Annotated in this window: 21 protein-coding genes; 3 read left to right on the top strand and 18 right to left on the bottom strand. The window is 46.6% G+C overall.

The genetic code is table 11. From position 1 onward, the window contains the following. Positions 1 to 5: 5 nt before the first annotated feature. A complete protein-coding gene (locus ACL9RM_RS21135; protein WP_069290190.1) occupies positions 6 to 1,073 on the bottom strand; it encodes an AI-2E family transporter in 1,068 nt (355 codons plus the stop codon). A gap of 211 nt (positions 1,074 to 1,284) precedes the next feature. On the opposite strand from ACL9RM_RS21135, the gene ACL9RM_RS21130 reads away from it, so the two are divergent. Then, complete coding sequence (locus ACL9RM_RS21130) at positions 1,285 to 3,258, top strand: methyl-accepting chemotaxis protein (RefSeq protein ID WP_250266492.1); 1,974 nt, start codon at positions 1,285 to 1,287, stop codon at positions 3,256 to 3,258. 166 nt (positions 3,259 to 3,424) lie between these two features. Here the strand turns inward: ACL9RM_RS21130 and ACL9RM_RS21125 are convergent, their stop codons facing one another. The 4 genes from ACL9RM_RS21125 to cymR all read right to left on the bottom strand — a co-directional run bounded on the left by ACL9RM_RS21125 (position 3,425) and on the right by cymR (position 5,888). Further along, positions 3,425 to 3,637, bottom strand: coding sequence for a hypothetical protein (locus tag ACL9RM_RS21125; protein WP_013311529.1), 213 nt, complete (start codon positions 3,635 to 3,637; stop codon positions 3,425 to 3,427). A gap of 10 nt (positions 3,638 to 3,647) precedes the next feature. Beyond that, positions 3,648 to 4,169 carry a PRC-barrel domain-containing protein gene (locus ACL9RM_RS21120; RefSeq protein ID WP_013311530.1) on the bottom strand — a complete coding sequence of 174 codons (522 nt, stop codon included), beginning with the start codon at positions 4,167 to 4,169 and terminating at the stop codon, positions 3,648 to 3,650. 136 nt (positions 4,170 to 4,305) lie between these two features. Further along, the gene (locus ACL9RM_RS21115; protein ID WP_250266493.1) at positions 4,306 to 5,457 is read right to left on the bottom strand and encodes a cysteine desulfurase family protein; all 1,152 of its coding nucleotides are present in this window, start codon (positions 5,455 to 5,457) and stop codon (positions 4,306 to 4,308) included. 11 nt (positions 5,458 to 5,468) lie between these two features. After that, the gene (cymR, locus tag ACL9RM_RS21110; protein ID WP_013311532.1) at positions 5,469 to 5,888 is read right to left on the bottom strand and encodes a cysteine metabolism transcriptional regulator CymR; all 420 of its coding nucleotides are present in this window, start codon (positions 5,886 to 5,888) and stop codon (positions 5,469 to 5,471) included. Positions 5,889 to 6,192: 304 nt separating this feature from the next. On the opposite strand from cymR, the gene mnmA reads away from it, so the two are divergent. Together mnmA and ACL9RM_RS21100 are read left to right on the top strand one after the other, a co-directional pair. After that, entirely contained in the window at positions 6,193 to 7,314 is a 1,122-nt protein-coding gene (gene mnmA, locus ACL9RM_RS21105) for a tRNA 2-thiouridine(34) synthase MnmA (protein ID WP_250268950.1), read from the top strand. 408 nt (positions 7,315 to 7,722) lie between these two features. Next, the gene (locus ACL9RM_RS21100) at positions 7,723 to 8,553 is read left to right on the top strand and encodes a PPK2 family polyphosphate kinase (RefSeq protein WP_250266494.1); all 831 of its coding nucleotides are present in this window, start codon (positions 7,723 to 7,725) and stop codon (positions 8,551 to 8,553) included. A 114-nt stretch (positions 8,554 to 8,667) separates the two neighbouring features. On the opposite strand, the gene crcB (ACL9RM_RS21095) is transcribed toward ACL9RM_RS21100, so the two are convergent. From crcB (ACL9RM_RS21095) to dtd, 13 genes are all read right to left on the bottom strand, one after another. After that, positions 8,668 to 9,024, bottom strand: a complete 357-nt coding sequence (crcB, locus tag ACL9RM_RS21095; RefSeq protein ID WP_235308656.1) for a fluoride efflux transporter CrcB — start codon at positions 9,022 to 9,024, stop codon at positions 8,668 to 8,670. Beyond that, entirely contained in the window at positions 9,021 to 9,422 is a 402-nt protein-coding gene (crcB, locus tag ACL9RM_RS21090; RefSeq protein WP_023989914.1) for a fluoride efflux transporter CrcB, read from the bottom strand. Before crcB (ACL9RM_RS21090) ends, crcB (ACL9RM_RS21095) begins: the two co-directional genes overlap by 4 nt. Before the next feature lie 85 nt (positions 9,423 to 9,507). Further along, a complete protein-coding gene (locus tag ACL9RM_RS21085) occupies positions 9,508 to 10,818 on the bottom strand; it encodes a replication-associated recombination protein A (protein WP_023989915.1) in 1,311 nt (436 codons plus the stop codon). A gap of 357 nt (positions 10,819 to 11,175) precedes the next feature. Then, a complete protein-coding gene (locus ACL9RM_RS21080; RefSeq protein WP_250266495.1) occupies positions 11,176 to 13,317 on the bottom strand; it encodes a HelD family protein in 2,142 nt (713 codons plus the stop codon). Positions 13,318 to 13,620: 303 nt separating this feature from the next. Further along, positions 13,621 to 15,438 (bottom strand): ABC transporter ATP-binding protein, encoded by a 1,818-nt coding sequence (locus tag ACL9RM_RS21075; RefSeq protein ID WP_250260598.1) that lies wholly within the window; start codon positions 15,436 to 15,438, stop codon positions 13,621 to 13,623. Positions 15,439 to 15,535: 97 nt separating this feature from the next. Further along, positions 15,536 to 16,834, bottom strand: coding sequence for an NCS2 family permease (locus tag ACL9RM_RS21070; RefSeq protein ID WP_061829368.1), 1,299 nt, complete (start codon positions 16,832 to 16,834; stop codon positions 15,536 to 15,538). A 174-nt stretch (positions 16,835 to 17,008) separates the two neighbouring features. Beyond that, positions 17,009 to 17,758 (bottom strand): tRNA threonylcarbamoyladenosine dehydratase, encoded by a 750-nt coding sequence (locus tag ACL9RM_RS21065; RefSeq protein ID WP_013311554.1) that lies wholly within the window; start codon positions 17,756 to 17,758, stop codon positions 17,009 to 17,011. Positions 17,759 to 17,910: 152 nt separating this feature from the next. Further along, entirely contained in the window at positions 17,911 to 19,689 is a 1,779-nt protein-coding gene (aspS, locus tag ACL9RM_RS21060) for an aspartate--tRNA ligase (protein ID WP_061829369.1), read from the bottom strand. Between the two features lie 86 nt (positions 19,690 to 19,775). Then, on the bottom strand, positions 19,776 to 21,020 hold the full coding sequence (hisS, locus tag ACL9RM_RS21055; protein ID WP_023989920.1) for a histidine--tRNA ligase: 1,245 nt from the start codon (positions 21,018 to 21,020) through the stop codon (positions 19,776 to 19,778). A 688-nt stretch (positions 21,021 to 21,708) separates the two neighbouring features. Next, positions 21,709 to 22,179 (bottom strand): hypothetical protein, encoded by a 471-nt coding sequence (locus tag ACL9RM_RS21050; protein WP_134903561.1) that lies wholly within the window; start codon positions 22,177 to 22,179, stop codon positions 21,709 to 21,711. Between the two features lie 62 nt (positions 22,180 to 22,241). After that, positions 22,242 to 22,748 carry a type 1 glutamine amidotransferase domain-containing protein gene (locus tag ACL9RM_RS21045; RefSeq protein ID WP_250266497.1) on the bottom strand — a complete coding sequence of 169 codons (507 nt, stop codon included), beginning with the start codon at positions 22,746 to 22,748 and terminating at the stop codon, positions 22,242 to 22,244. 233 nt (positions 22,749 to 22,981) lie between these two features. Then, positions 22,982 to 23,143, bottom strand: a complete 162-nt coding sequence (locus tag ACL9RM_RS21040; RefSeq protein WP_172828268.1) for a hypothetical protein — start codon at positions 23,141 to 23,143, stop codon at positions 22,982 to 22,984. A gap of 118 nt (positions 23,144 to 23,261) precedes the next feature. After that, positions 23,262 to 23,708 carry a D-aminoacyl-tRNA deacylase gene (gene dtd / locus ACL9RM_RS21035; RefSeq protein WP_023989923.1) on the bottom strand — a complete coding sequence of 149 codons (447 nt, stop codon included), beginning with the start codon at positions 23,706 to 23,708 and terminating at the stop codon, positions 23,262 to 23,264. Between the last annotated feature and the right edge of the window lie 8 nt (positions 23,709 to 23,716).

The following is a 23,716-nucleotide window of genomic DNA, read 5'->3' as shown; positions in this document are numbered from 1 at the left end:
CAAAATCAGATTGTTTTCCGCTTCACATAGTAAGCAAAAAAATGCTGAAGTCCTACCTTTAAAACCGCCATCACGGGAACCGCTAAAATCAAGCCGGTAATTCCCGCAATTTCCCCACCCACTAGCAGAGCGAAAATAATGGCTATCGGATGCAGATGCAACGTTCGTCCCACCACTTGGGGAGAGATGACATTGCTCTCCAACACTTGAATACAGGTGTTAACGACCACGACCAAAAGCACCATTTTTAAGGAGACCGTAGAAGCCATGACTACTGCCGGAGCGGCTCCCAAAAAGGGGCCCAAATACGGAACGATGTTAAAAACCGCAACCACTCCTGCCAGCAACAGCGCATAAGGCATGCCAATGAGCATATAGCCGAGATAAGCCATCACTCCAATAATGACGCATACCAGTAATTGTCCCCTAACATAGTTGCCAAGCGCCTGATCAATTTCCTTAAGTACCGTTACAATCGCCTTGCGACGAGAACGCGGGAGGTAAGACACAATCGTCCGCTCGAACACATCAAAATCCTTCAAAATATAAAAAATGAGGAACGGTACAATGAACACATTGAACAGCATGTTGATCATCCCGCCGATGTTATCCATAAAGGTAGAAATCCCTGTTGCCATCCGATTCTCTAATTGGAAAAACCATTGATTCATACCCGTTCGCACCCCTTGGGGCAAAATGCCGCTATCCATACTCGTCATTAATCCCTGTGCATGTATGGTCAGCTCAGGCAGATGCTCATTCAGCTCATCCAGTTGTTCAATGAACATTGGAATCAGGTTCATCAGAATCACAACGAGACTGGCTAAAAACACAGCATAGATGAGCAGCACAGCTACGCTTCGAGGCACCTTGCGACCGCCCAGCATACTAACAACGGGATTAAGTACATAGGAGATGATCATCGCTACCGCAAACGGAGCAATGATTGTTTTCAGAAATTCATACAAATGCAAAAACAAAGGTCGCAGCAGCCAGATAAAATATAGAATGACAAGTCCCAGCAGCGTCCATATTCCGTACCGGAACAGTCTACTTTTCGTTAATTGCTCCATTTCGTGCCCCCTTACCGGACTAGCCTCCTTTAAGTATATGCCTGTACCTCCACTTTAATCCTTCCCGCAAGTCTGGATTGCCCTATAGATTACTATTGTAAAAAAATGATGAAAACGGATGAAAACAATTAACAAAGTCATTCCATCTGACGATATAAGTACAAAGCACTACTTTAAGCTTTCACATTTCTGAAACATCGGGGGTCGTTACATGAACTTAAAAATCAAGCTTATTCTCCTTTTTACTTGTATTGTTATCGTTGCAGCTGGGCCATTGTCGATCATTAGCATGACAAGCGTTAAAAATCAGGCCAACCATGATATCCAAGAGCTTATGAACAGCAAAGCCTCCGAAACCGTCAATCAGCTCGACGGATGGATAGGTGGCAACGCCAAAATTATTGAAACATTGGCTGCAGGTCTGGAATCCAGCGATATTTCATCAGATGCCAAAGCCGTATCTCTGAAAGCAGCTTTTCAAAACTATAAAGATCAAAATATTTCCAATATTTACGCAGGCTTTGAAGATGGGTCCTACTGGGATGGATCTGGCTGGTTTGAAGCAGGTTATGATCCTCGCGCTCGACCGTGGTACAAGGATGCCAAAACCAAGGGAGAAATGTATTACTCGTCCCCATACATTGATGCAGGCAGCAAGGACTTCACCATTTCCATTGCTAAGCCTCTCAAGGATTCCAACGATTCTATCACCGGGGTAGTCAGCGAAGACATTATGCTCAACGATATGACAAAAATGATTCAAAGCATAAACCTGAACGGATTGGGCTACGCATTTCTGATTGACCAAAATGGAGCCGTGATCGCGCACCCAGACAACAAGCTGGCTGGCAAAAACCTCAAAGATACCCCCGAGTTGGGTTCATCAACCGCGGACCTGCTGAGCGCAGCTTCGGGAAGAACAGACTATAGCTACAATGGAAGTGACCGTCAGCTTTATTTTAAAAAGATGCCTAGCACAGGCTGGATTGTAGGGTTGTCTATTTCCAAAGAAATTGCTTTTCAGGAGTATTACTCCACTCGTAATACGTTGATTATTACGGTTGCTATCATCTTGGTCGTCGCTATGCTGCTGGCAATCTGGGCGGCAAACAACTTTATTAAGCCGATTCGCAGACTCCAAGCGAATGTCAAACGTATAGCTGAAGGTGATATGACCGCTCGCGTAGATGTTAAGGGTAAAGATGAAATTGCCAGCCTGGGAACAGATTTTAATATCATGTCTGATAATCTCTCTCACCTGTTGCGCAAGGTATCAGATACTGCTGGTGATGTCAGCTCAGCCTCCCATGATATGCATCAACACGCCAAAGATACTGGAACCATCGCGTCACAAATCTCCAGTGCAGTTCAGGAGCTTGCCCATGGAGCGAGCGATCAAGCTGAGGCTGTATATTCCGGCTCTGAGAAGCTGACTCACATGACAGGCTCCATCGACCAGATTGGCGAAAGTGTCAAACGGACCCAAACTGCCGTATTTGAAACAGATTCTGCCGTGCTTGCAGGGTATGAAACAGCAGAACGCCAAGCGAAACTGGCCGCCGAGTCCAGACAAACGACGACTGCGGCAGGAGAAGCCGTAGATTCGCTCGCGCTGAAAACTCAGGATATTGAGCGGCTGGCCGGGGCCATCCACGATATCGCCGCACAAACAAACCTGCTGGCCCTCAATGCAACTATCGAAGCAGCACGGGCCGGGGAACACGGACGAGGTTTTGCTGTCGTCGCGGGAGAAGTGAGAAAGCTGGCTGAGCAAGCGGGCAGTTCCAGTGACAGTATCATGAGGAAGCTGGAAGAAATTAAAATTGCAGGAGTTCAAAGCGCAGAGGAAATGAAGAAAGCACTTGCTGTAACTGTAGAACAGGAGCATGCTGCCATTGCAACGAGACAGGCGTTTGAATCCATTCGTGGGGCTTCTCAGCATATGCTTGCCCAAATTGAGGACGTTACCGCCGCTGCAGATCATCTCCGTGTGAATGCTGGACATATTTCCGATGTCATTTCCAGCGTTGTCGCTGTTTCTGAACAAAGTGCAGCATCTACAGAGGAAGTGGCTTCTTCTGTACAAGAACAAGGTCATGCCATGAACAATATTGCCGACCTTTCTGCCAAACTCGATTCTCACGCTGATCTTCTATTGGAAGAGGTCAAACGCTTTAAATTGTAAAACTAACCATCTTCATAAATATGGTATACAAAAGAGGGTGCCCCAAACGGCCATATGGCTGTTCGGGGCACCCTCTTCGTTGTTTTTTATCAAGCGTTATCCAACCTACTAAGCCGTATGTAGATCACACCTCTTAGTAGCAGCCTGTCCACTTCCGGTGTCAAGCTTAGGAAGAAGCATGAATTTGCGGCAAGTCCTGTTGTGCCATCTCGTCTCCAAAGAATAGGTCGTCCAGCGAACTGAGCGTTCCATCCTCTTCCACTTGGTAGACAGACATTTTTTCACCATTCACCTGAAGTTCGATAAAGCATCCCCAGCAATAAAATTGATGGGAGCCGATTTTGCCGATATCTTTGGAATTACAATTCGGACATCTCAATAAACTCACCCTATCCATTAACAGAATATATGGCTTTTTCCAGACGCTGCTCGCTTAACGGGGGAACCATAACGGCATTTTCCCCGATGGACATATCTTCGGTGCAGGGCAGCCATTTCCGCCCTTCTATAATATCCGATACAAAACCATCGCTGATTTCCAAGCCTATTATGTTATTGCCCATTTCCTGGTCAAAATAAACATCCGAGATGTGCCCGAGCATAAGCCCTTCCTCTGTTAGCACGGATAGATCCTTCAGTTTACCGGGTCCAAGCAAGTACGTATGTTGTATATCATGGGCCTCCGTTTTACGGACAGCCTGCTGATTGCGAATCATGATCGCATCCTCACCGTAAGCAACGATGTCATCCCAAGCAACCATTTTCACGTGAGAAGAAAAAAGCCCTTTTCCTTCCAACTCGATCCCTGTGATTCGCCAATCAGCTGTCACCATAAAGTCATGTATTTTGCCAATCTGCTTCCCGTCCTCCACATCGAAAACGGCAAGTCCGATCATATCTTGAAGCTTCATATTATAGGGTACCTCCTCATTCTGCAATCCGAACGAAGGTGCGGTCATTTTCCTACATGCCTGTCAGACCTTGCTTCCGTTCATGCAATGAAATGGAAAACCGCCCCTCCCTTCTTATTAAAATGCGGAGAAATCCCTAGTACCTAGTACGTAGCCGCTTCCATATGGTTTCAATTTTCTTGGCCGTGTATTCCATTTCTTCCGTAGTATTACCCAATCCGAAGCTAAACCGAATCGCTGAATGTAAAACATCTTCAGGAAGATCCATCGCCTGCAATACATGCGATAGCTCTAGAGATCCGGAAGTACAGGCTGATCCGCTTGCTGCTGCGATTCCTTCCATGTCAAGGTTCATCAACATGGTCTCTGTACCAATGGCCGGAAAGCTAACATTGAGGACATTAGGTAAAGAATGTTCAGGGTCACCGTTAATCACAAAATTTTGGTTACCCAGAGTGTCTTCCAACCCTTTAAGCAATGTCTGACGAAGAACCGTATTGTGCGCCTCACGCTCCTCAATGGAACTATTAGCAAGAGTTGCGGCTTTAGCCAGACCCGCAATACCAGCGATGTTTTCTGTTCCGGCACGCCGTTTCTTCTCCTGAAGACCCCCATGCATTAGCGGCTGAATGCGTGTACCCTGACGGATATATAATGCACCCACCCCTTGTGGTCCGTTAATCTTATGACCCGACACACTCAGTAAGTCAATCGGGAGATTGCCGCAGTCGATGGGTATGTGACCGAAAGCTTGAACCGCATCTACATGAAATACAATGCCATGTTCTCTCGCAATCTGCCCTACTTCTGAGATCGGCTGAATGACGCCCACCTCATTGTTGGCATACATCATACTGATCAAAAAAGTGTCCGGTCGAATGGCAGCCTCGATATCCGCAGGGTTCACGCGTCCAAAACCGTTGACCGGGACATAAGTCACCTCATACCCCGCTTTTTCCAGCTCATCACAAGCATGAAGCACTGCGTGATGTTCAACTGCGGTTGTAATCATATGCCCGGAAGTACGGCCGTCTGCCGTAGCCGTCCCAAACAGGGCCAGATTATCGCTTTCTGTCCCTCCGCTCGTAAATATAATTTCTTCAGGCTTGCAGCCCAAAGAGGCCGCAACGGCATCCCGAGCAGCGCTGACGGTGCGCTTGGCATCGCGACCAAAGGCATGAACGCTCGAAGCGTTGCCAAATTGGCCGATCATGATGTCCATCATAGTCTGCGCAACCTCAGGATGCATAGGAGTCGATGCGGCATGATCCAGATAAATTCTGTTCATGTTAATCCACCTCAAATGTAGAACATATAATTGTCCAATTCATCATGTTCTTGGTATGTGATCAAGTCCTTAAGTGTAGTAGAATCCAACACTTCAGCGATGCTGTCACGAATTCGCAGCCACAGCTGACGTTTTGCAGGATCGTCTTCTTCCGTGAAATCGACCGGAGAAATCGGACCTTCCAGTACACGAATGATGTCTCCCGCTGTTACTCCTGCCGGTTCATTCGCCAAAATATAACCGCCGTAAGCACCACGGATACTTTTTACCAAACCTGCATTACGCAAAGGCGCGATGAGCTGTTCCAGATAATGCTCTGACAGCTGATTTTTTTCGGCAATACTTTTCAAAGAAGTTGGACCTTCGCCAAACCTGGCTGCAAGTTCCATCATAATGGTCAGGCCATAACGGCCCTTCGTTGATATTTTCAATTGTGCCACCTCACTTATAGTAACAATTCCGTTAAACACGCGGAATAACTGGTGTTGTAAACCTCTCTATTCCGATCCTAACCCTCAGCTTATGTTAACATATTAGGGCAGGTAAAGGGAAACATTACAGTAACAATCTTAAAAAAAGTTGCTTTCGGGCGATTTGGAACAGCTTTAGCCCATTTTATATAGCTTTCTTCCATCGTTCGCCGTGTCGTTGGATCGTCCAAACATCGTATCTTATTATCGTTTATGTTACAATAGGTGGGTTCTACAACAATATTGAAAGAATTGGGTGATGACCATGGCTAAAGCCAATCATGAAACCCGTGTCGTCGTCGGGATGTCCGGTGGCGTCGACTCATCCGTTACCGCGCTGCTGCTGAAGGAGCAGGGCTATGACGTAATCGGCATCTTCATGAAAAACTGGGATGACACGGATGAATTTGGCCGTTGTACGGCTGAGGAGGATGCGGAGGATGTGCGCCGTGTCTGTGAACAGATCGACATTCCTTACTATACCGTCAATTTTGAGAAAGAATACTTCGATAAAGTATTCTCCTATTTTCTTGATGAATATAAAGCTGGACGCACACCCAACCCGGATGTCATGTGTAACCGTGAAATTAAATTCGGCGAGTTTCTAAATAAAGCGCTGGATTTGGGAGCAGATTATGTTGCTACTGGACATTATGCACGGGTTGTGGAAGAAGACGGCCACTTTACTTTGCTGCGAGGTGTGGATAGCAACAAGGATCAGACTTATTTCCTAAATGCATTAAGCCAAACACAGTTGTCCCGAGCGATGTTTCCCATCGGTCATCTGCCGAAACCAGAAGTACGTAAAATTGCGGAAGCTGCGGGACTGTATACGGCCAAGAAGAAAGACAGCACAGGCGTATGCTTTATCGGCGAGCGTAATTTCAAGGAGTTTCTGAGTGGATATCTACCTGCAAAAGGTGGAGACATGGTGGATATCGCTACTGGTGAAGTCAAAGGACGCCACGATGGTCTGATGTACTATACACTGGGTCAACGACAAGGCTTGGGCATTGGCGGCTCAGGTTCAGGTGAACCGTGGTTTGTAGCGGATAAGGATCTGGAGAAGAATATTCTGTATGTGGTACAAGGTGATCGTCATCACAGCCTGTATTCTACCAGCCTGATTGCAACAGATGTGAACTGGATTGAAGGTGCAGATACTCGTCCGTCCGGCGAATTCCGTTGCACAGCCAAGTTCCGTTATCGCCAACCTGATCAGCAAGTAACTTTACAATGGCTTGCCGATGGAACCGTGCATGTCATATTCGATGCACATCAAAAGGCCATTACGCCTGGACAAGCTGTTGTATTTTATGATGGGGAACGCTGTCTGGGTGGAGGAACCATTGATAAGGTTGAAAAACTTCAGCCTGAAACAGTTTAAATGAATGACCATTTTTCATTGATATAGTAGGAATTAAAAAAAAGTCGTCTCTCCAGATTTGGAAGGGGCGACTTTTTTTATGAAAGATGTTTTTATTTAATGATTGAAAAAGAGTTCATAATCTGCTCTTTATGATGTCTGTCATGCTAAGCAAACATTCCTTGCAAAAAAATTTCCCATGGTGTGGTGTATACACGTCTCTTATAATCAATTATATACTTCCCATTTTAAATAGGAATCGTCATATTTAAATAAGAGCGCTACAATGGACCTCTAACTTATTCCCTATTTAATCCTTTTGGAATTAACTTGAAAGATCATTAATACATAAGGAACTTTTGATAACATCCTCATTTGGGTATATGATGTAGACAAGATCATACTTCAATTGAAAAGGAGCGTGCCTTTATGTCTGATTCATTAGGAATGTTGACACCGGGTAAAAAAGTTTCTTTGAAAGAATGGGACCCCAAGGATACGAAGAATATCAAAAATAAAGAAGAAATCCGACAGGAAACAGATCAATTGAAGGAACGCTTCATGGAATTACAAAGCAAATTATTTACAGAGAAAAAACAATCCGTTTTGTTTGTATTTCAGGGTATGGATTGCAGCGGCAAAGATGGCGTCATCAAACAGGTATTTTCCAACCTTAACCCTGCGGGGGTGACTGTCCACAGCTTTAAATCACCTACGGCTGAGGAATTAAGTCATGATTTCTTGTGGCGTGCTCATACCGTTACCCCAGGACGTGGGTATATTGCAGCATTTAACCGTTCTTATTATGAGGATGTGCTGATTACACGTGTTCACGGACAGATATCCGATAAGCAGGCCAAACGGAATATTAAGCATATCAAACATTTTGAACAGTTGTTGCTGGATAATGGTGTAAAGGTGGTTAAAATCTTTTTACATATTTCAAAGCAATTTCAGTTAGAAAAGCTGATCGATCGAATTGAAAAGCCTCACAAAAACTGGAAGCTCGATCCAAGTGATTTGCAGGAACGAAAATTTTGGAAGCAATATACCCAGTATTATGAGGATGTATTAGAGCTAAGTGCAACCAAACAAGCTCCTTGGTATGTCGTTCCTTCAGACAACCGTTGGTATAGGGATTACACTGTGCTACGGATTGCCATCCAAACGCTGGAGGAAATGAAGTTGTCTGATCCTGAACCAAGACCTGAACTTGAATCCCTTTTACCTGAATTGTATAAAGAACGAGATAAAAATTAGCTGTATAGGTACAGCACTAAGCTTCCAAAACCGTATCACGGCTGAGAATGCCTTGAGTCGAGATTGGAAGCTTTTTATTGCATTTTTACGTGTTATTTGGAAAATGTATAGAGTTTAACTTACTCTGTATCCGATAGCCGCAGCTACAACTCCTACCACGACGGAGGACAGTACATACATAGCCATGCGTCGGTACTCTTTACGCTCCATCAGTTGAAGAGATTCATAGCCGAATGTGGAAAAGGTGGTGTAGCCGCCACAAAAACCTGTTCCTAGCAGCATCCAGAGTGCAGGAGACAAATGGTTTTGCGTAAACTGACCATAGAGCCAGCCTAGCAGCAATGAACCGCTGACGTTAATGATCCACGTCCCCCACGGGAATACGGTACCGAACCTCTTTCCGGCCCACATGCCAAGCCCGTATCTCGCCAGTGTACCCATAATCCCGCCTGCCGCCGCCCACCAGATCATAAGCGTTCCTCCTTAGGAGCAGCCTGCGTCATTTTTGTCCCTAGGCGGATACCTGTCCATGTCAAAAACAGCCCTCCGCCTACGCTAAGCAGCAGGTACAACACAGCCGTCAGCATACGATCATGAACCGTGAGGCGTACAGCATCTACTGCAAAAGTGGAAAAGGTGGTAAAGCCCCCTGTAAAGCCTGTTCCGATGGCAAGTCGCAATCGCGGCTTGATCCGCCACGATCGCAAGGTTACCGTAAAGAACCAACCAAGAAACAGGCAGCCGATCCAATTGATTAGCAGCACACCAAGTGGAAAATCCGCACCCGCCGCAGGCAGCAGCGATTGCAGGCCATAACGGGTAGAGGTTCCAAGCGCTCCGCCCGCGGCAACGAATAGCACGTCTTTCATCTTCTTATCCCCTTCTTCGCTCTTGCACAATCATGGTGTAACGTGACGATATCGTACACACTCTGTATATGAAGTCGAACATACATTAAGACTGTGAATCCCGCCAGCGCTGGTTTTGCCTGATTTTGGACTCATTCCCCTGCTCAGTAGCCTGATAGAAGGTTTGGTCTGCTATCGAATCGGGCAAATATTGCTGCTTCACATAATGATTCGGATAATTATGTGGATATTGATAGCCAACATGACCAAGCTTTTCCGAGCCTTTGTAGTGTGCGTCACGCAAATGGAGTGGCACCTCGGCCGATTTGATATCGTCCATAGCCGACATGGCCCGTGAAATTGCCGTATATACGGCATTCGATTTGGGGCTTTCCACAGCAAACAAAATGGCCTGTGCAATGTTCAGTTTGGCCTCGGGCCAGCCATTATTGCGATAGGCTTCAAGCGCACTCACCGCCTGCACCATTGCCTGCGGGTTCGCCAGGCCAATGTCCTCACTGCTCGCCGCGATGAGGCGGCGGATAAAGGTCATCGGGTCCATGCCGAGCTTTTCTACGGCGTACAGGAACCAGAACAGCGCGGCGTCGCTGGAGCCGCGAATGCTTTTGTGAAAGGCCGACAGCACGTCATACTGCGTGGATTCATCTGCTTTGACAATCGGGCGACGGATGGATTCCTCTGCGACTTCCAGTGTCACGTGAATCGTGCCGTCTGCCAGCGGAGGCGTCGTGAGCGCCGCCAGTTCCAGCGCGTTCAAGGCGCGGCGGATATCACCATTCGCCATGGACGCGATGTGAGCCAGTGCAGCTTCATCTACCTGAAGCTGCATGTAGCCGAGCCCTTTGTCCGCATCGCTCAAGGCACGGCGCATAGCAGCCAGCGAATGCTCCTGCGTTAGCGCTTCAAGCTGGAACAACGTAGAACGGCTCATTAAAGCGCCGTTAACGTAGTGAAAGGGATTTTCAGTGGTGGCGCCAATAAACACGATCGTGCCCTTTTCCACCGCAGGCAGCAGTGCATCCTGACGTGAACTGTTAAAACGATGTACCTCGTCGAGAAACAAAATGGTTTTTTTGCCATACATCGATTTATTCGTCTGTGCCCGGTCAATGACTTCTCTTACGTCTTTCACAGATGCTTCTACAGCATTCAGACGTACAAAATCGCCTTGCGTGTGTTGCGAGATGATATGTGCCAGTGTTGTTTTGCCGCACCCCGGTGGTCCGTACAACAAAATAGAAGAGACCTGATCTGCCTCTATAGCTCTTCTCAGCAGCTTACCTGGACCCACAACATGCTCCTGTCCAATATATTCATCCAGCGAAGTCGGACGCAAGCGATCCGCAAGCAACCGATTGCTTGGCGTTGACTCTTGGGAATATGAAAATAAGTCCATTTCATTCACTTCCTTATGGTTTATGAACGAACACTTTCTCTTTTTCTTTGAAAACATACTATACTATGTTCGCTCATACGGTTGAAAATCATGAAAATTCAAGTCATCTATAATCCTGATACGGTATAAACCGCCTCTTATTCTACCATATCCGTTAACAAGTTGCAGATAGCATGGTCACGGCACGGCTGTAGATCTACAAGTCAGTCGCCCACAAAAAGAAAGAACAGCCTTAGACGAAAGATGAATTTCGTGGCTGTTCTTCGACTGGCATAACTTCATATTTCCATCACTAAGATAAACAGTAACAAAAAGGAATACAACAACTCAGGCGATGCTTTACAACGCTTTTTCTGCTTACTCCGTCTGTACCTGTACGTAACTAGGAAGTGAGCCATCATGCAATAGCCACAGCTCATGCAGCGCACGGGTACATCCTACATACAGCAGTTTGGCATCCCATGCCCGTTCTCCATAATGCTCATGGTCGGCATCCGCCACAATAACTGCATCGAACTCCAGACCTTTGGATAGGTACACAGGCAGTACCGACAAACCGCCTTCATATTGCTTTTTACCACCGTCAATCAAATTCACATCCAACCCCGCGCTTATGAAAACCTCATGTAGCTCCACGGCCTCTTTTAAGGTGCGGGTCAGCACAGAAACAGTACGATACTCCTTGGAGGACAGCTCTTTTAGAGCGGTGAGCAAACTCTGCTCACGCACGGATGAGTCGTAAGACATCGTGCGCACCGGATCGCCACTACGAAATACCGGAACTGCCGTAATACCGCCGCGAACTCCCTGCTCCAAAATCGTATTTGCAAATTCTATAATTTCCAAGGTTGATCTGTAGCTCCGCGTAAGTGCAAAATACCCTGTATGTTCCGGCGCAAAAAGAGAACTCATTTCCTCCCACGCATGCACGCCACGGTATTCATGAATGCCCTGCGATAAATCGCCCAGTATCGTAAAGGAATGCCCTTTCACGAACAAATCCAGCAATGCGATATGAAAAGGTGAAAAATCCTGCGCTTCATCAATGACCACATGGTCAAAACGTTGGGATGATTCTACCTCATGAATCAGCACGTGAAGATACACTAACGCAGTCAGATCTTCTTCACGGATAATCTGTTTTCGCAGATCCGACTGTGTGGTCTTAAAAATAGCAGGCGGCAGAGAAGCCTTCATCTCCGCAGCCGTATCTGCGGGTAACCCTTTAGCTGCCTGAAAAAGCTGCTTGTAGAGCGTCAGTGCGTCATATTGTGGCCATTTTTTAGCATATGCCTTTTCACGTGCCCCTGCCTTTTTTTTGCGTTCCTTGAGCGCTGCCGCCGAAGGCGACTTTTTCAGCTCCATTTCAATCCAGCGGTGCACTCTTGCCAGCACACGCTCCTTCCGCTTCGCGAGCGGATAAGGCTTATATTCCTCATTGAACCAATTCAAAATCTCAGCTCGCGGTAGCACCGCCCCATCCCATGGTGAAAAATCATCCTCTGGCACGGAAATGGGCTCCAGTCGTTCAACAAAAGCTTGAAGCAGCTCCATAAAATGAACCGAACCCTTGAATCTTCCCGGCGCCTCATCCATGGATTCCTTTCTCAGACTGCCACTCTCAAACCAATAAGATAATGTTTCGGCAGGATCAGCCAAAGGTAAATCCAAACCCAACAAATCCAGCGCCCAGTCTGCAAATGTACTTTGCTGAATATTCCCGACCCCCAGCTCTGGAAGTACATCTGAAATATAGTCAAGGAACATATGGTTTGGTGCGAAAATTACCATTTTGTCGGCCGATACCTGATCCTTGTATTGATACAGCAAAAATGCGAGCCGATGCAGCGCTACCGTCGTCTTGCCACTACCCGCCACCCCCTGAATAACGAGGGCTGTATTTTTAGCCGCACGGATGATCTGATCCTGCTCCGCCTGAATGGTAGATACGATATCCCGTAAACGGTTATCCTTGTTTTCTCCCAAACGATAAACGAGAAACTCATCGGAAACGGCAGGCTCGTCACTTTCACGGTTGTATGTATCCGCTACCCGTTCCAGGATTCTTTTCCGAATGACAACGTTGCGCTTCAGATAGACCAAGCCCTCAATGGTTCCCTCGGGGGCCTCATAGGACGCAGTTTCTTCACCACCTGTAAATGAATAAAACAAGCTGGCAATCGGTGCGCGCCAATCAATCACCAGCGGATACGTTGACGTTTCTTCACGCTCCACTCCAATTTTACCGATATAAAGTGGCTTCCGTTGCCCTCTGCCACGTTCGTCAAAATCCATACGACCAAAATAAGGCTCCTGCGAGCTTTTGGCCAAAGCCTGACGTTTTTCCTCCCGTGCCGATTCTAGCACTTGCTCCGTAAAATCATGCCCGGTGTACACCGGCGTATTGCGAAGCCGTTCCAATCTCCGATCAATTTCCTCCATAGCAAGCGACAGCCTGTGCTGTTCTTCTTGATAGGCACTTTGAAACTCATTCTCCATTTCAGTTACCTCCTAAGAATATCAAGTCTCGATTTCTGCATCGCATTCACTTGCTCCGACACAAAAAAAGGAAAGTAAGCGTAACACATTTAACCATAAAAATCCAACCTTATTTCCTAATACGCCTATTCCCCTACTCTTTCACAAAAGTATGAAGCTTTGCGGCACCAGTGGAGCGGGTGATTTGAATCCGAAGAAGCGGAGCGTTCGCCTTTGCCTCTGAATTCCCCCCTGTCCTCATTACAATGAGAGGAATTCAGAGGCAACAGCGATCGGAGGATCAAATCACACGCGCAGCGGCCTCTAATGCTCCATACTCCTCTCCCCCATCTCCACAAACTGCTTTTGAGCCAGCTCACGGTACACCTGATGGGACTCTAATAACTCAGTATGAGTTCCTGCACCGGTCACCTTCCCCTTGTCCAACACGATAATCTGATCGGAGTGAACCACTGTAGACAAACGATGAGCAATGACAATTGTCGTGCGTCCTTCCATCAAGTTCGCTAGGGCCTTCTGTACCTCATGCTCAGATGAGCTGTCCAAACTAGATGTAGCCTCATCCAGCATGAGAATGTCAGGGCTACGAAGAAGCGCACGCGCAATAGCGATCCGTTGACGCTGCCCTCCGGACAGTTTCATTCCCCGTTCTCCCACCTCAGTATTGTAGCCTTGAGGTAGATCCATAATAAATGTATCCGCATACGCCATCGTGGCTGCTCGTCTCACTTCTTCCAAGTCAGCTTCGCGCCCCAAGCCATATGTAATGTTATCTCTGACCGTTCCGGTCATCATTGAGCTTTCCTGCGATACATAACCAATTTTGGAGCGCCAGGAGGAAAGTGTATATGACGATATCGGTTCGTCTCCATAACGAATTTCACCTGTGTCTGGCACATAAAAGCGTTCCAACAATGAAAACAAGGTGGACTTCCCACTTCCACTCGGTCCCACGAATGCTGTCGTCCGGTTAGCCGGAATGACCAAGTTCGCATTATGAAGGACCTCTTCCCCTTCGGTATAAGAAAAGGCAACATCACGAAGTATAATATCTCTGCTCTCTTTTGCCGCTTCCTGCTTTAACTCGAGCGGTTCCTCTTCATGATCTAAAATCGTCTGAATCCGTTCAGTAGCCCCAACCACCTTTTGCAGACGTGAATACAGGGTCGTGAATTGTGCCATCGGTGTGATCACCTGAAACAGCAGCAAAATAAAAGCCACCAAATCCCCAGCGGTCAGCACACCCGATGCGACACGAACACCACCAACACCCAATATAATGACCAGCACTGCAGTCAGCAAGAAGGTAGAAATGGGACCTACAAGGGCCAGGATACGTGACTCTTGCAAACCGAAGCGGAACATCCGGTAAATACGATCCTCACCGGCCTGAGCCTCTCTGCTTTCGGTTCCGTAGGCCTTCACCAGTCTGATTTCGCCGATAACCTGACTCAACACTGAGGTCAGATCTGCCATCTCATCCTGCTGTTTTTTGGAGATGCGGTACATTTTTCTGCCTACCGGAAATAAAATCAGGGCTGTTAGCGGAACAATGGCCATAATAATGAGCGTCATCACCCAATCCAGATAAAATAACAATGCAATACCACCAATAATTGCGATCACATTAGAAATCAGATTGACTAGATACTCCGTAATTAAGTTCATAATCAGGCTTGTGTCATTGGTGACGCGACTCATCGTATCTCCTGACCGATTCCGATCAAAGTAAGGGATAGGTAGAGATAAGATTTTATGCCATAAACGTTTGCGCAAATTAGCCACAATCTTATGCCCGGCATAGTTCAACATATAGATAGAAACCGCCGAAGCCACCGCTTGAAGCACAAAAGCGCCAAGCAGACCAACAATGACCATACGGTTTAGTGAAGAAAAGGTCAAGCCATCAATCAACCCTTTGGTCATCATGGGTACGATTAAACCAGCAATGGTCTGAATCAGCGTCAGAATCAGGGCGATGATCAGAATTGCCTTGGGCGGATGCGCACTCGCAATCAATTTGATAAACCGCCCCATGCCAGCCTTATCCGGTCTTTTACCCGGTTTTTCCTTCATCTGGTCCTCCTGCTCATCTTGGTGTGTATGATGTTCTTTTTCCATATGCCATCAACCTCGCTTCCTGTCTGACCATTCTTGTTCAAACAACAACACCCGCGCTCTGCGCGGGTATGAACAGTACAATCTATCTTCGAGTTTACTACACCAGAGAATGAAGCACAAAGTTAGCCACAAACAGTACAGAAATGATATATAATGCAACAGGCACTTCCTTGCCCCGTCCTGCTGCCAGCTTGGCTACGGGGTATGCAATAAAACCAAAGGCCATCCCGTCTACAATACTGTAAGTAAAGGGCATCATCACCATGATCAGAAATGCAGGAAACGCTTCAGTAAAATCACTGAAATCCATCTCTCGCACATTTTGCACCATTAGCCCCCCAATGATGATCAACACGGGCGCAATGGCACTGTCAGGAATATAAGCCAACAGAGGAATAAAGAAAAACGTCGCTCCGAATAAAATAGCAGTTACCAGCGGTGTCATTCCCGAGCGTCCCCCTGCTGCAATGCCAGCCGTCGATTCCGCAGCGGCTACCGCCGGACTGCTACCCAAAATACCGGCAAAGATATTGGTTACAGCCAACACACGCAAGCTGTTTTTAAATAAATCCGGTCTTCCAATCATGTTGGTTTGTGCAGTAATCATACCAATATTCTCGAATAGCACAATGAGTAGGAGCAAAAAGACAGCAATCCAGAAAGCTACCGAGACAATGCCTGAAAAGGAAAGCTCTCCAAACAATTGCCCATACTGTCGCACCGTTTCAGAGGTTCGTACCGTGCTTGTAGGCTCTACAGCTCCTAGTATATAAGCAAGGCCAGTTCCCGCCAAAATGCTAATTAGTAAACCTCCCTGAACGTTACGCACAAACAATACAATAGCGAGCAGCAACGTTACACAAGCCGTAATTACCTTGGGATCATTAAAATGGCCAATAGCCACAAAAGTCGTCTGATGAGCAATCACGATGCCGCTTTTTTGCAATCCGATAAAGGTTAAAAACAACCCAATGCCCACCGTAATTCCGTGCTGCAAATTATGGGGAATCGCTTGGCTAATCAGCTTGTACAATGATGTAAAAGCCACAATGGCGAATAAAATCCCTGTGACGGCAACCACCATCAGCGCTTCCTGCCAGCTCAGCTTCATAGAATGTACGAGCGTATATGTGAAAAAAGCATTAATTCCCATCCCGGGTACAACGACCATTGGAGATTTCCCACCAAAAGCCATAAGCAGGCAGCCGATCATCGATGTCAGCAGCGTCCCGAGCATCGCTCCTTGGAGGGGAATCCCGGCATCTGCCAAAATAGTTGCATTAACCATAACAATGTATACAACGGAAAAATAAGAAATGGCCCCAGCGGCTAATTCCTTTTTCCAATGATGCTCGGGCTTGAAACCGAGACTTCTGGACCATAGTCCATCCTTCATACCAAAACCCTCCAGCAAGTTGTTCAATCTGATTGCAGTAAGCTGCGCTTTTTCAAAACAAAAAAGAGCTGTAGCAACTGTGACACAAAGGATGTGATGCACAGAACTACAGGTCTTAAAGTGAATACATACTGATGTAAATCTACGAATGCACTGCCATGCTATTTTTGCAACTTACACACCAGCGTGTTCTAACAAATCCTTCACGGCTACACTAACCATGATCAGTCCTGCTACAGGAGGTACAAATGCATTGCTTGCAGGCGGCTGCTTCGCCTTCCGAATTTCAGGCGCGTTTGCAGGTACAATTTTTTTTGTAATTTCTTCACGTGGCTTCATCGGTTCCTCATCGGAGAACACAACTTTGACGCCTTTGGTAATGCCTTCCTTGCGCAACTTGGTACGGATGACACGGGCAATCGGGTCCATTCTCGTCTGGGAAATATCCGCAACTTGAAAACGACTTGGATCCATTTTATTCGCAGCGCCCATACTGGAGATCATCGGAATCCCCCGTTTCAGGCATTCCTTAATCAAATGAATTTTATATATAATCGTATCCGAAGCATCCAGCACATAATCCAATTCGTACTTGAACAGTTCCTCATATGTTTCTTCTGTATAAAACATGTTCAGTGCAATCGCTTCACATTCAGGATTAATCAGCTTCACACGCTCTACCATCAGATCAGCCTTTTTTTGACCTACCGTCGTTGTCAACGCATGAATCTGGCGATTAATATTGGTGATATCTACAACATCTTTATCAATCAAAATGATGCGTCCAACACCCGTACGCGCCAGTGCTTCCACTGCAATCGAACCGACACCGCCAATACCCAGCACGGCCACCGTGCTATTTTTCATAACCTCCAGACCTTCCGTCCCGATGGCCAGTTCCGTGCGTGAAAATTGATGCAACAATATGGTATATCCTCCCTCACTGATTTAAACTCTATGCCTGAACTCCAGCATACAAACCACGAACCCATTATCCATATGAGGGTAACGGGTTCATGGCATTCTATAAGCTATCTCATGCCAATGGATGGCACTTGCTAAGCCAAATGTTCGTCTTAAGCTTTAGGCGCAACAGGCTTCGGAGCAAGACGAATATGAAGCTGATCCAATTGAGCTTGATCCACTTCGGCTGGTGCATCCATAAGCAGGTCTGTCGCGCTGGCTGTTTTCGGGAATGCAATAGTTTCACGCAGATTTGTACGACCTGCAAGCAGCATGACAAGACGGTCAAAACCGAAGGCAATACCACCATGTGGAGGCGTACCATATTCAAATGCATCCAGCAGGTAACCGAATTTATCCTTCACTTCTTCAGGCGGCAGGTTGAGCGCTTTGAACATTTTTTCCTGAACTTCACGTTTGAAAATCCGCATCGAGCCACCACCCACTTCGTAGCCGTTCAGCACGATATCATAGGCCTGAGCACGAACTTGACCTGGATCGGTGTCCAAGAGGGCCAGGTCTTCTTCCTTCGGACGAGTGAACGGATGGTGCTCCGCTACATAACGTTTTTGTTCTTCGTCATAGCCCAGAAGCGGGAAGTCTACAACCCAGGCAAATTTGAATTTGTTATCGTCGATGAGCCCCAAATGACGGCCAATTTTCAGACGAAGCGCGCCCAAAACATCAGCAACTACTTTTTTATTATCCGCAGAGAACAGCAACAGATCGCCTTCTTCGGCTCCCGTACGCTCTTTCAAGGCTTCGATTTCTTCCGGTGTGAAGAATTTAACGATAGGCCCCTTGAATTCGCCTTCTTTCACTTGAATCCAAGCCAAGCCCTTTGCTCCATAACGCGCTGCAAAAGGACCTAGGTCATCAATGTCCTTACGGCTCCACGTGCCACATCCTTTGGCATTAAGGACTTTAACTTCGCCACCCTTTTCAATTACGGAAGCAAATACTTTCACACCACTGGTTGCCACGATATCATTAACATTTATCAGCTCAAGACCAAAACGCAGGTCAGGCTTGTCAGAACCATACTTGTCCATTGCCTCTGCATGTGTAATCCGTTGGAACGGTGTTTCCAGTTCTACTCCAACTGTTTCTTTGAACAATTTCACCATAAGACGCTCCATCATTGGCAGCAAGTCATCCTGTTGCATAAAGGAGGTCTCAATATCGACCTGCGTAAATTCAGGCTGGCGGTCAGCACGCAAGTCTTCATCACGGAAACAACGTGCAATTTGGTAGTAGCGCTCCAGGCCACCCACCATCAGCAATTGCTTGTACAGTTGTGGCGATTGCGGCAAGGCGAAAAACTCACCCTCATGCACCCGGCTAGGTACCAGATAATCACGTGCGCCCTCTGGGGAGCTTTTCGTCAAAATTGGTGTTTCCACCTCGACGAACTCTTCTCCGTCCAGGAAGTCACGGAATATTTTTGCTGCTTTAGAGCGCAGTTTCAAGGTCTGGTACATTTCCGGACGACGCAGGTCCAAATAACGGTATTTTAAACGCAGAGACTCGTCCACTTCTACACCATTTTCAATGAAGAACGGAGGTGTTTTAGATGCATTCAATACTTCGATTTCAGTGACGCGTACCTCAATTTCACCTGTAGGCAGGTTCGGGTTAATCGTTTCTGCATCACGCTTAACAATAGTACCGGTAACCTCAAGCACGTATTCACTACGGACACGATCCGCAATTTGCAGTGCGTCACCGGAATATGCCGGATTAAACACGATTTGTACAATTCCGCTACGGTCACGTAGGTCTATAAAAAGTACGCCCCCCAAATCACGACGAGTTTGTACCCAACCGTTCAATGTAACTGTTTCTCCGATATGCGCATGAGTCAATGCGCCGCATTGATGACTCCTTTTCATAATACACACTCCTGTTTATGTTTAGTAGTTAATGCTATATGACAGCCAGAGGGAAACTTCCCCTGACTGATGTTACATTATTTTGTTTATCCTAATTCTTCCACCAGCTGATCCAGCTTAACGGTACGCTGCTCGCCGGTTTCCATGTTTTTCAGTGCAATTTCACCCTGAACCAGCTCATCCTCACCCAGAATCGCAGTATACCTTGCTTTAAAGCGATCGGCTGATTTCATCTGCGCCTTCATTTTACGCCCCAGATAATCTCGTTCTGCGGAAAATCCGGCTTGACGTAACTTGAATAGTTGTTTAGTTACTTCCGTTTCTGCTGCTTCTCCCAACGCTACCATATAGATATCTAACGGCTTGGCTTCGTTCAGTTTGACACCTTGATGCTCCAAGATCAGCTGAATTCGCTCCAGTCCAATGCCAAAACCAATGCCCGGCTGATCCGGTCCGCCCAGATCCCCAACCAATCCGTTGTAGCGACCGCCTCCACCGATCGTGTCTATGGCACCAATTCCTTCGGCTTTGAATTCGAACGCTGTCAACGTATAATAATCCAGCCCCCGTACCAAGCGAGGGTTAACTGTATATTCCACGCCCATGGCATCCAAATTTTGCTTCACTTTCTCAAAGTGTGTGCGGGATTCCTCGTCCAAGCTATCCAAAATCGAAGGTGCACCTCCAAATTTGTCCTGGTCATCTTTGCTATCCAGCACTCGTAGCGGATTACGCTCAATGCGTGCTTGGCTCTCCTTGGTCAACGTATCCTTAATTGGCATCAAGAAGTCTACCAGATGCTGACGATAAGCTGCCCGGCTGGCTGCATTACCGACGGAGTTAATCTCCACCTGTACTCCTTTCAAGCCCAGTTCACGGCAGAATTGATACCCGAAAGCAATAACTTCTGCATCCAACGCCGGATCGACCGCACCAAATGCTTCAATTCCAAATTGGTGAAACTGGCGCTGACGCCCAGCCTGTGGACGCTCATACCGGAACATCGGGCCGATATAATACAGCTTAGTTACATCCGGCTCCCCGTATAGTTTGTTCTCCACATAGGAGCGGACAACCCCTGCTGTTCCTTCCGGACGCAAAGTCATGCTGCGCTTTCCTTTATCCTCAAAAGTATACATTTCTTTTTCCACCACATCCGTCGTTTCACCCACACCTCGAACGAACAAATTCGTTTGTTCGAACATGGGTGTACGAATCTCTCGGTAATTAAAGCGGCGGCTAATCTCACGGGCTTTTTCCTCGACAACTTGCCATTTTTCTACACTGCCCGGCAGCAAATCCTGTGTTCCCGTCGGTTTTTGAAAGGCCATTAACGTATCCCCCCATCGTTGTATTTCGTATTGTGCACTTCTTATTGCTCCACTTTCAAATAAAACAAAAAATCCCTCGTCCTGTTAACATTAACAGGGACGAGGGATTGTCGTTTACAAATCACCCGTGGTACCACCCACATTCCGGAGTTTACCCAGACAACCAGCATAAGAATCACTCATTGCCCGTCAGCATTATACTGACTCCGCTCATACGTATAACGCCCGTAACGCGCAGTACGGCTATTATGCAGGACCATCCACTGTCGGCACAGTTGCAATGTACTTTCAGTAGGGTTTCCTCAATTGTTCGCCGCCTGTTCTCGGGGAGGTCATTCATCCGCTCATCAAGGGAATTTTTACAGCCTGGAAATTCCTCTCTGCGCTTGTGGGTTCGGAGTACTTGGTCCCGTCATCAAATCATTTTTCATTATTTTATGATTTTAATGAACCGCTTCGACAAAGTCAAGACATTCTCCCTATAATCGGACAAATAAGGCTTATAAAAAGAAAAAACCTGCGGAAACGGTCCGCAGGTTCAAAAAGATATATCAAAAGGGGGTCATGCTGTTATTATAAACAACGAATATTAAGGAATGATGTTTCGAATATTACAATTGTATTACAGTCACTCTTTTGTAGCTGAATTTCTCCAGTATCGACAATCTCTTGTGTCGCGCTCTCAGCTTTAATCCAACTGCGATACATATCCACGATTGGAACGTAGCTTATAAATGACCTCATCATAATCGGCATCATTCACCTTTGCTGATAATACATACCGTAATTCATCTTGATCACCGTTAATATACACATCTGTCGCACGAAGCAACCCTCCGTCATGATTCGTTGTTCCACCCCGATCTTCATTCAGATCCCTTTGGGCTGAGCCAGAGTTAATCTGGTCATCCTTCGCATCTGGTAGAATATTCTCGCCATAAGCACCCGCCGCAGGGATTGCCGCACCTGCAGAGCCTCCTGTGCTCACAGAACCTGTATTGTTATAGGGGACCAGCGGAATTAAAACTCTCGTCTCCCGACCGAGCGCATCATCCAAAGCACCTACTTCCAAATGTTCAGTTCTATAAGCTTGAAGCGAGGCTCTGGCACCCTCAGCTTCATCTTCTGTGCGAAAATAAGCCTGAATCTGTTTTGCCATATCAAATCCTCCTCGTTTGGGAATTGTACTGGCATTAATCTAAGGAAATATTCACGTCCAAATTACAACGCTTTTAATAACTCACGCACAAAGGCAGGCTCATCCTTAGGGGTCCGAGACGTAATAAAGTTACCGTCCACAACCGCCTCGCGATCCTCAAAATGAGCACCCGCATTAATCAAGTCATCTTTCAACGGAGGATAAGCAGTAATCGTCCGGCCTTGTAACAAATCGGCACTCGCCAAAATTTGTGGCCCGTGACAGATAGCGCCAATCGTTTTTTTGGCCTCGTTAATTTCAGTCACAAATTTCAGAACATGTGCATCCAATCGCAGATTTTCCGGGGAGGATCCGCCGGGAATAACAACTGCATCATAGTCACTTGATTTCACATCTGCAATGGCTTTTTCAATAGTGTAGCTTACTTTACCTTGCTTACCGCTCACTTTCTCACCTTGCTTCAGCCCAACAATATCTGCCTCATGTCCAGCCTTTTTTAATTCATCATAAGGTACCTTCATTTCAGAATCTTCAAATTGGTCAGCTAATAAAAATGCAATTTTACTCATTAATGTTCAGATCTCCTTTCCGGTTATCCTCGAAACAAGTTAAAATTAAGTTTGTTTGTCTACCACGATTTGTTATTACCCGCTTGATCTGTTTTTATAACAATCGCAGCGGCGGAAAAGAAAAAGGAGCCTTTCGGCTCCTGCACTAATTCAATGCTACATATTTTATTTTTGACCTCTTTATGCTACTTCCGGGTAGCACCTCATAACGTAACGCTACATTTAACCCGATGTTACCTGCGTGGCAAAGCACCGCGTCCCGGCTTGTCGATGGCTGCTGCAACATGCTGTAATAACGTATCAGCATTACGAGTAAGGCTGATTGCCTCCTGCATGCTACCGGGAAAAAGCAGCATAGTGCTTCGATGCCCGTCCATTTTCGGGGTTTGACGCATAGCTTCGTCTCTCCTGTCACCCTTAGGCTATCCGCCTAGCTAATCACCAATCGGGATGACATTATGGTCCCTCTAAACAGCTATTTTATTCTACTCAGACCACGCCGTGAATGTATAGTTACGAACGTTCGGTATCCAAAATCAGTGTCACTGGGCCCCAGTTCGTCAATGAAACATCCATCATAGCCCCAAAAATTCCCGTTTCTACCTCCAGGCCCTTGGCTCGAAGCTGACTGTTGAAGAAATCATACAGCTTTTCCGCTTCCTCAGGTTTGGCCGCCCCCATAAAGTTAGGCCTTCTCCCTTTACGGCAGTCACCATACAACGTAAATTGAGAGACAGACAAAATGGCTCCACCGACATCCAGAACGCTGTCATTCATTTTACCTTCAGCATCCTCAAATATACGTAATCCCGCTGTTTTATCCGCCAAATAAACGGCATCGGCTGCAGTATCTCCCTGACCAATACCAACCAGCAGCATTAATCCGGTTCCAATCTTGCCGACCACCTTTTGATTCACCGTTACCTGAGCGTCTTTACAGCGCTGAATAATGATCTTCATCGCCTATC

The organism is Paenibacillus sp. S29 (assembly GCF_049319765.1).
Taxonomy (GTDB): Bacteria; Bacillota; Bacilli; order Paenibacillales; family Paenibacillaceae; genus Paenibacillus; species Paenibacillus polymyxa_B.
Note: the sequence above shows the minus strand (reverse complement) of the source record. Positions and strands in the feature narration are given on the sequence as shown.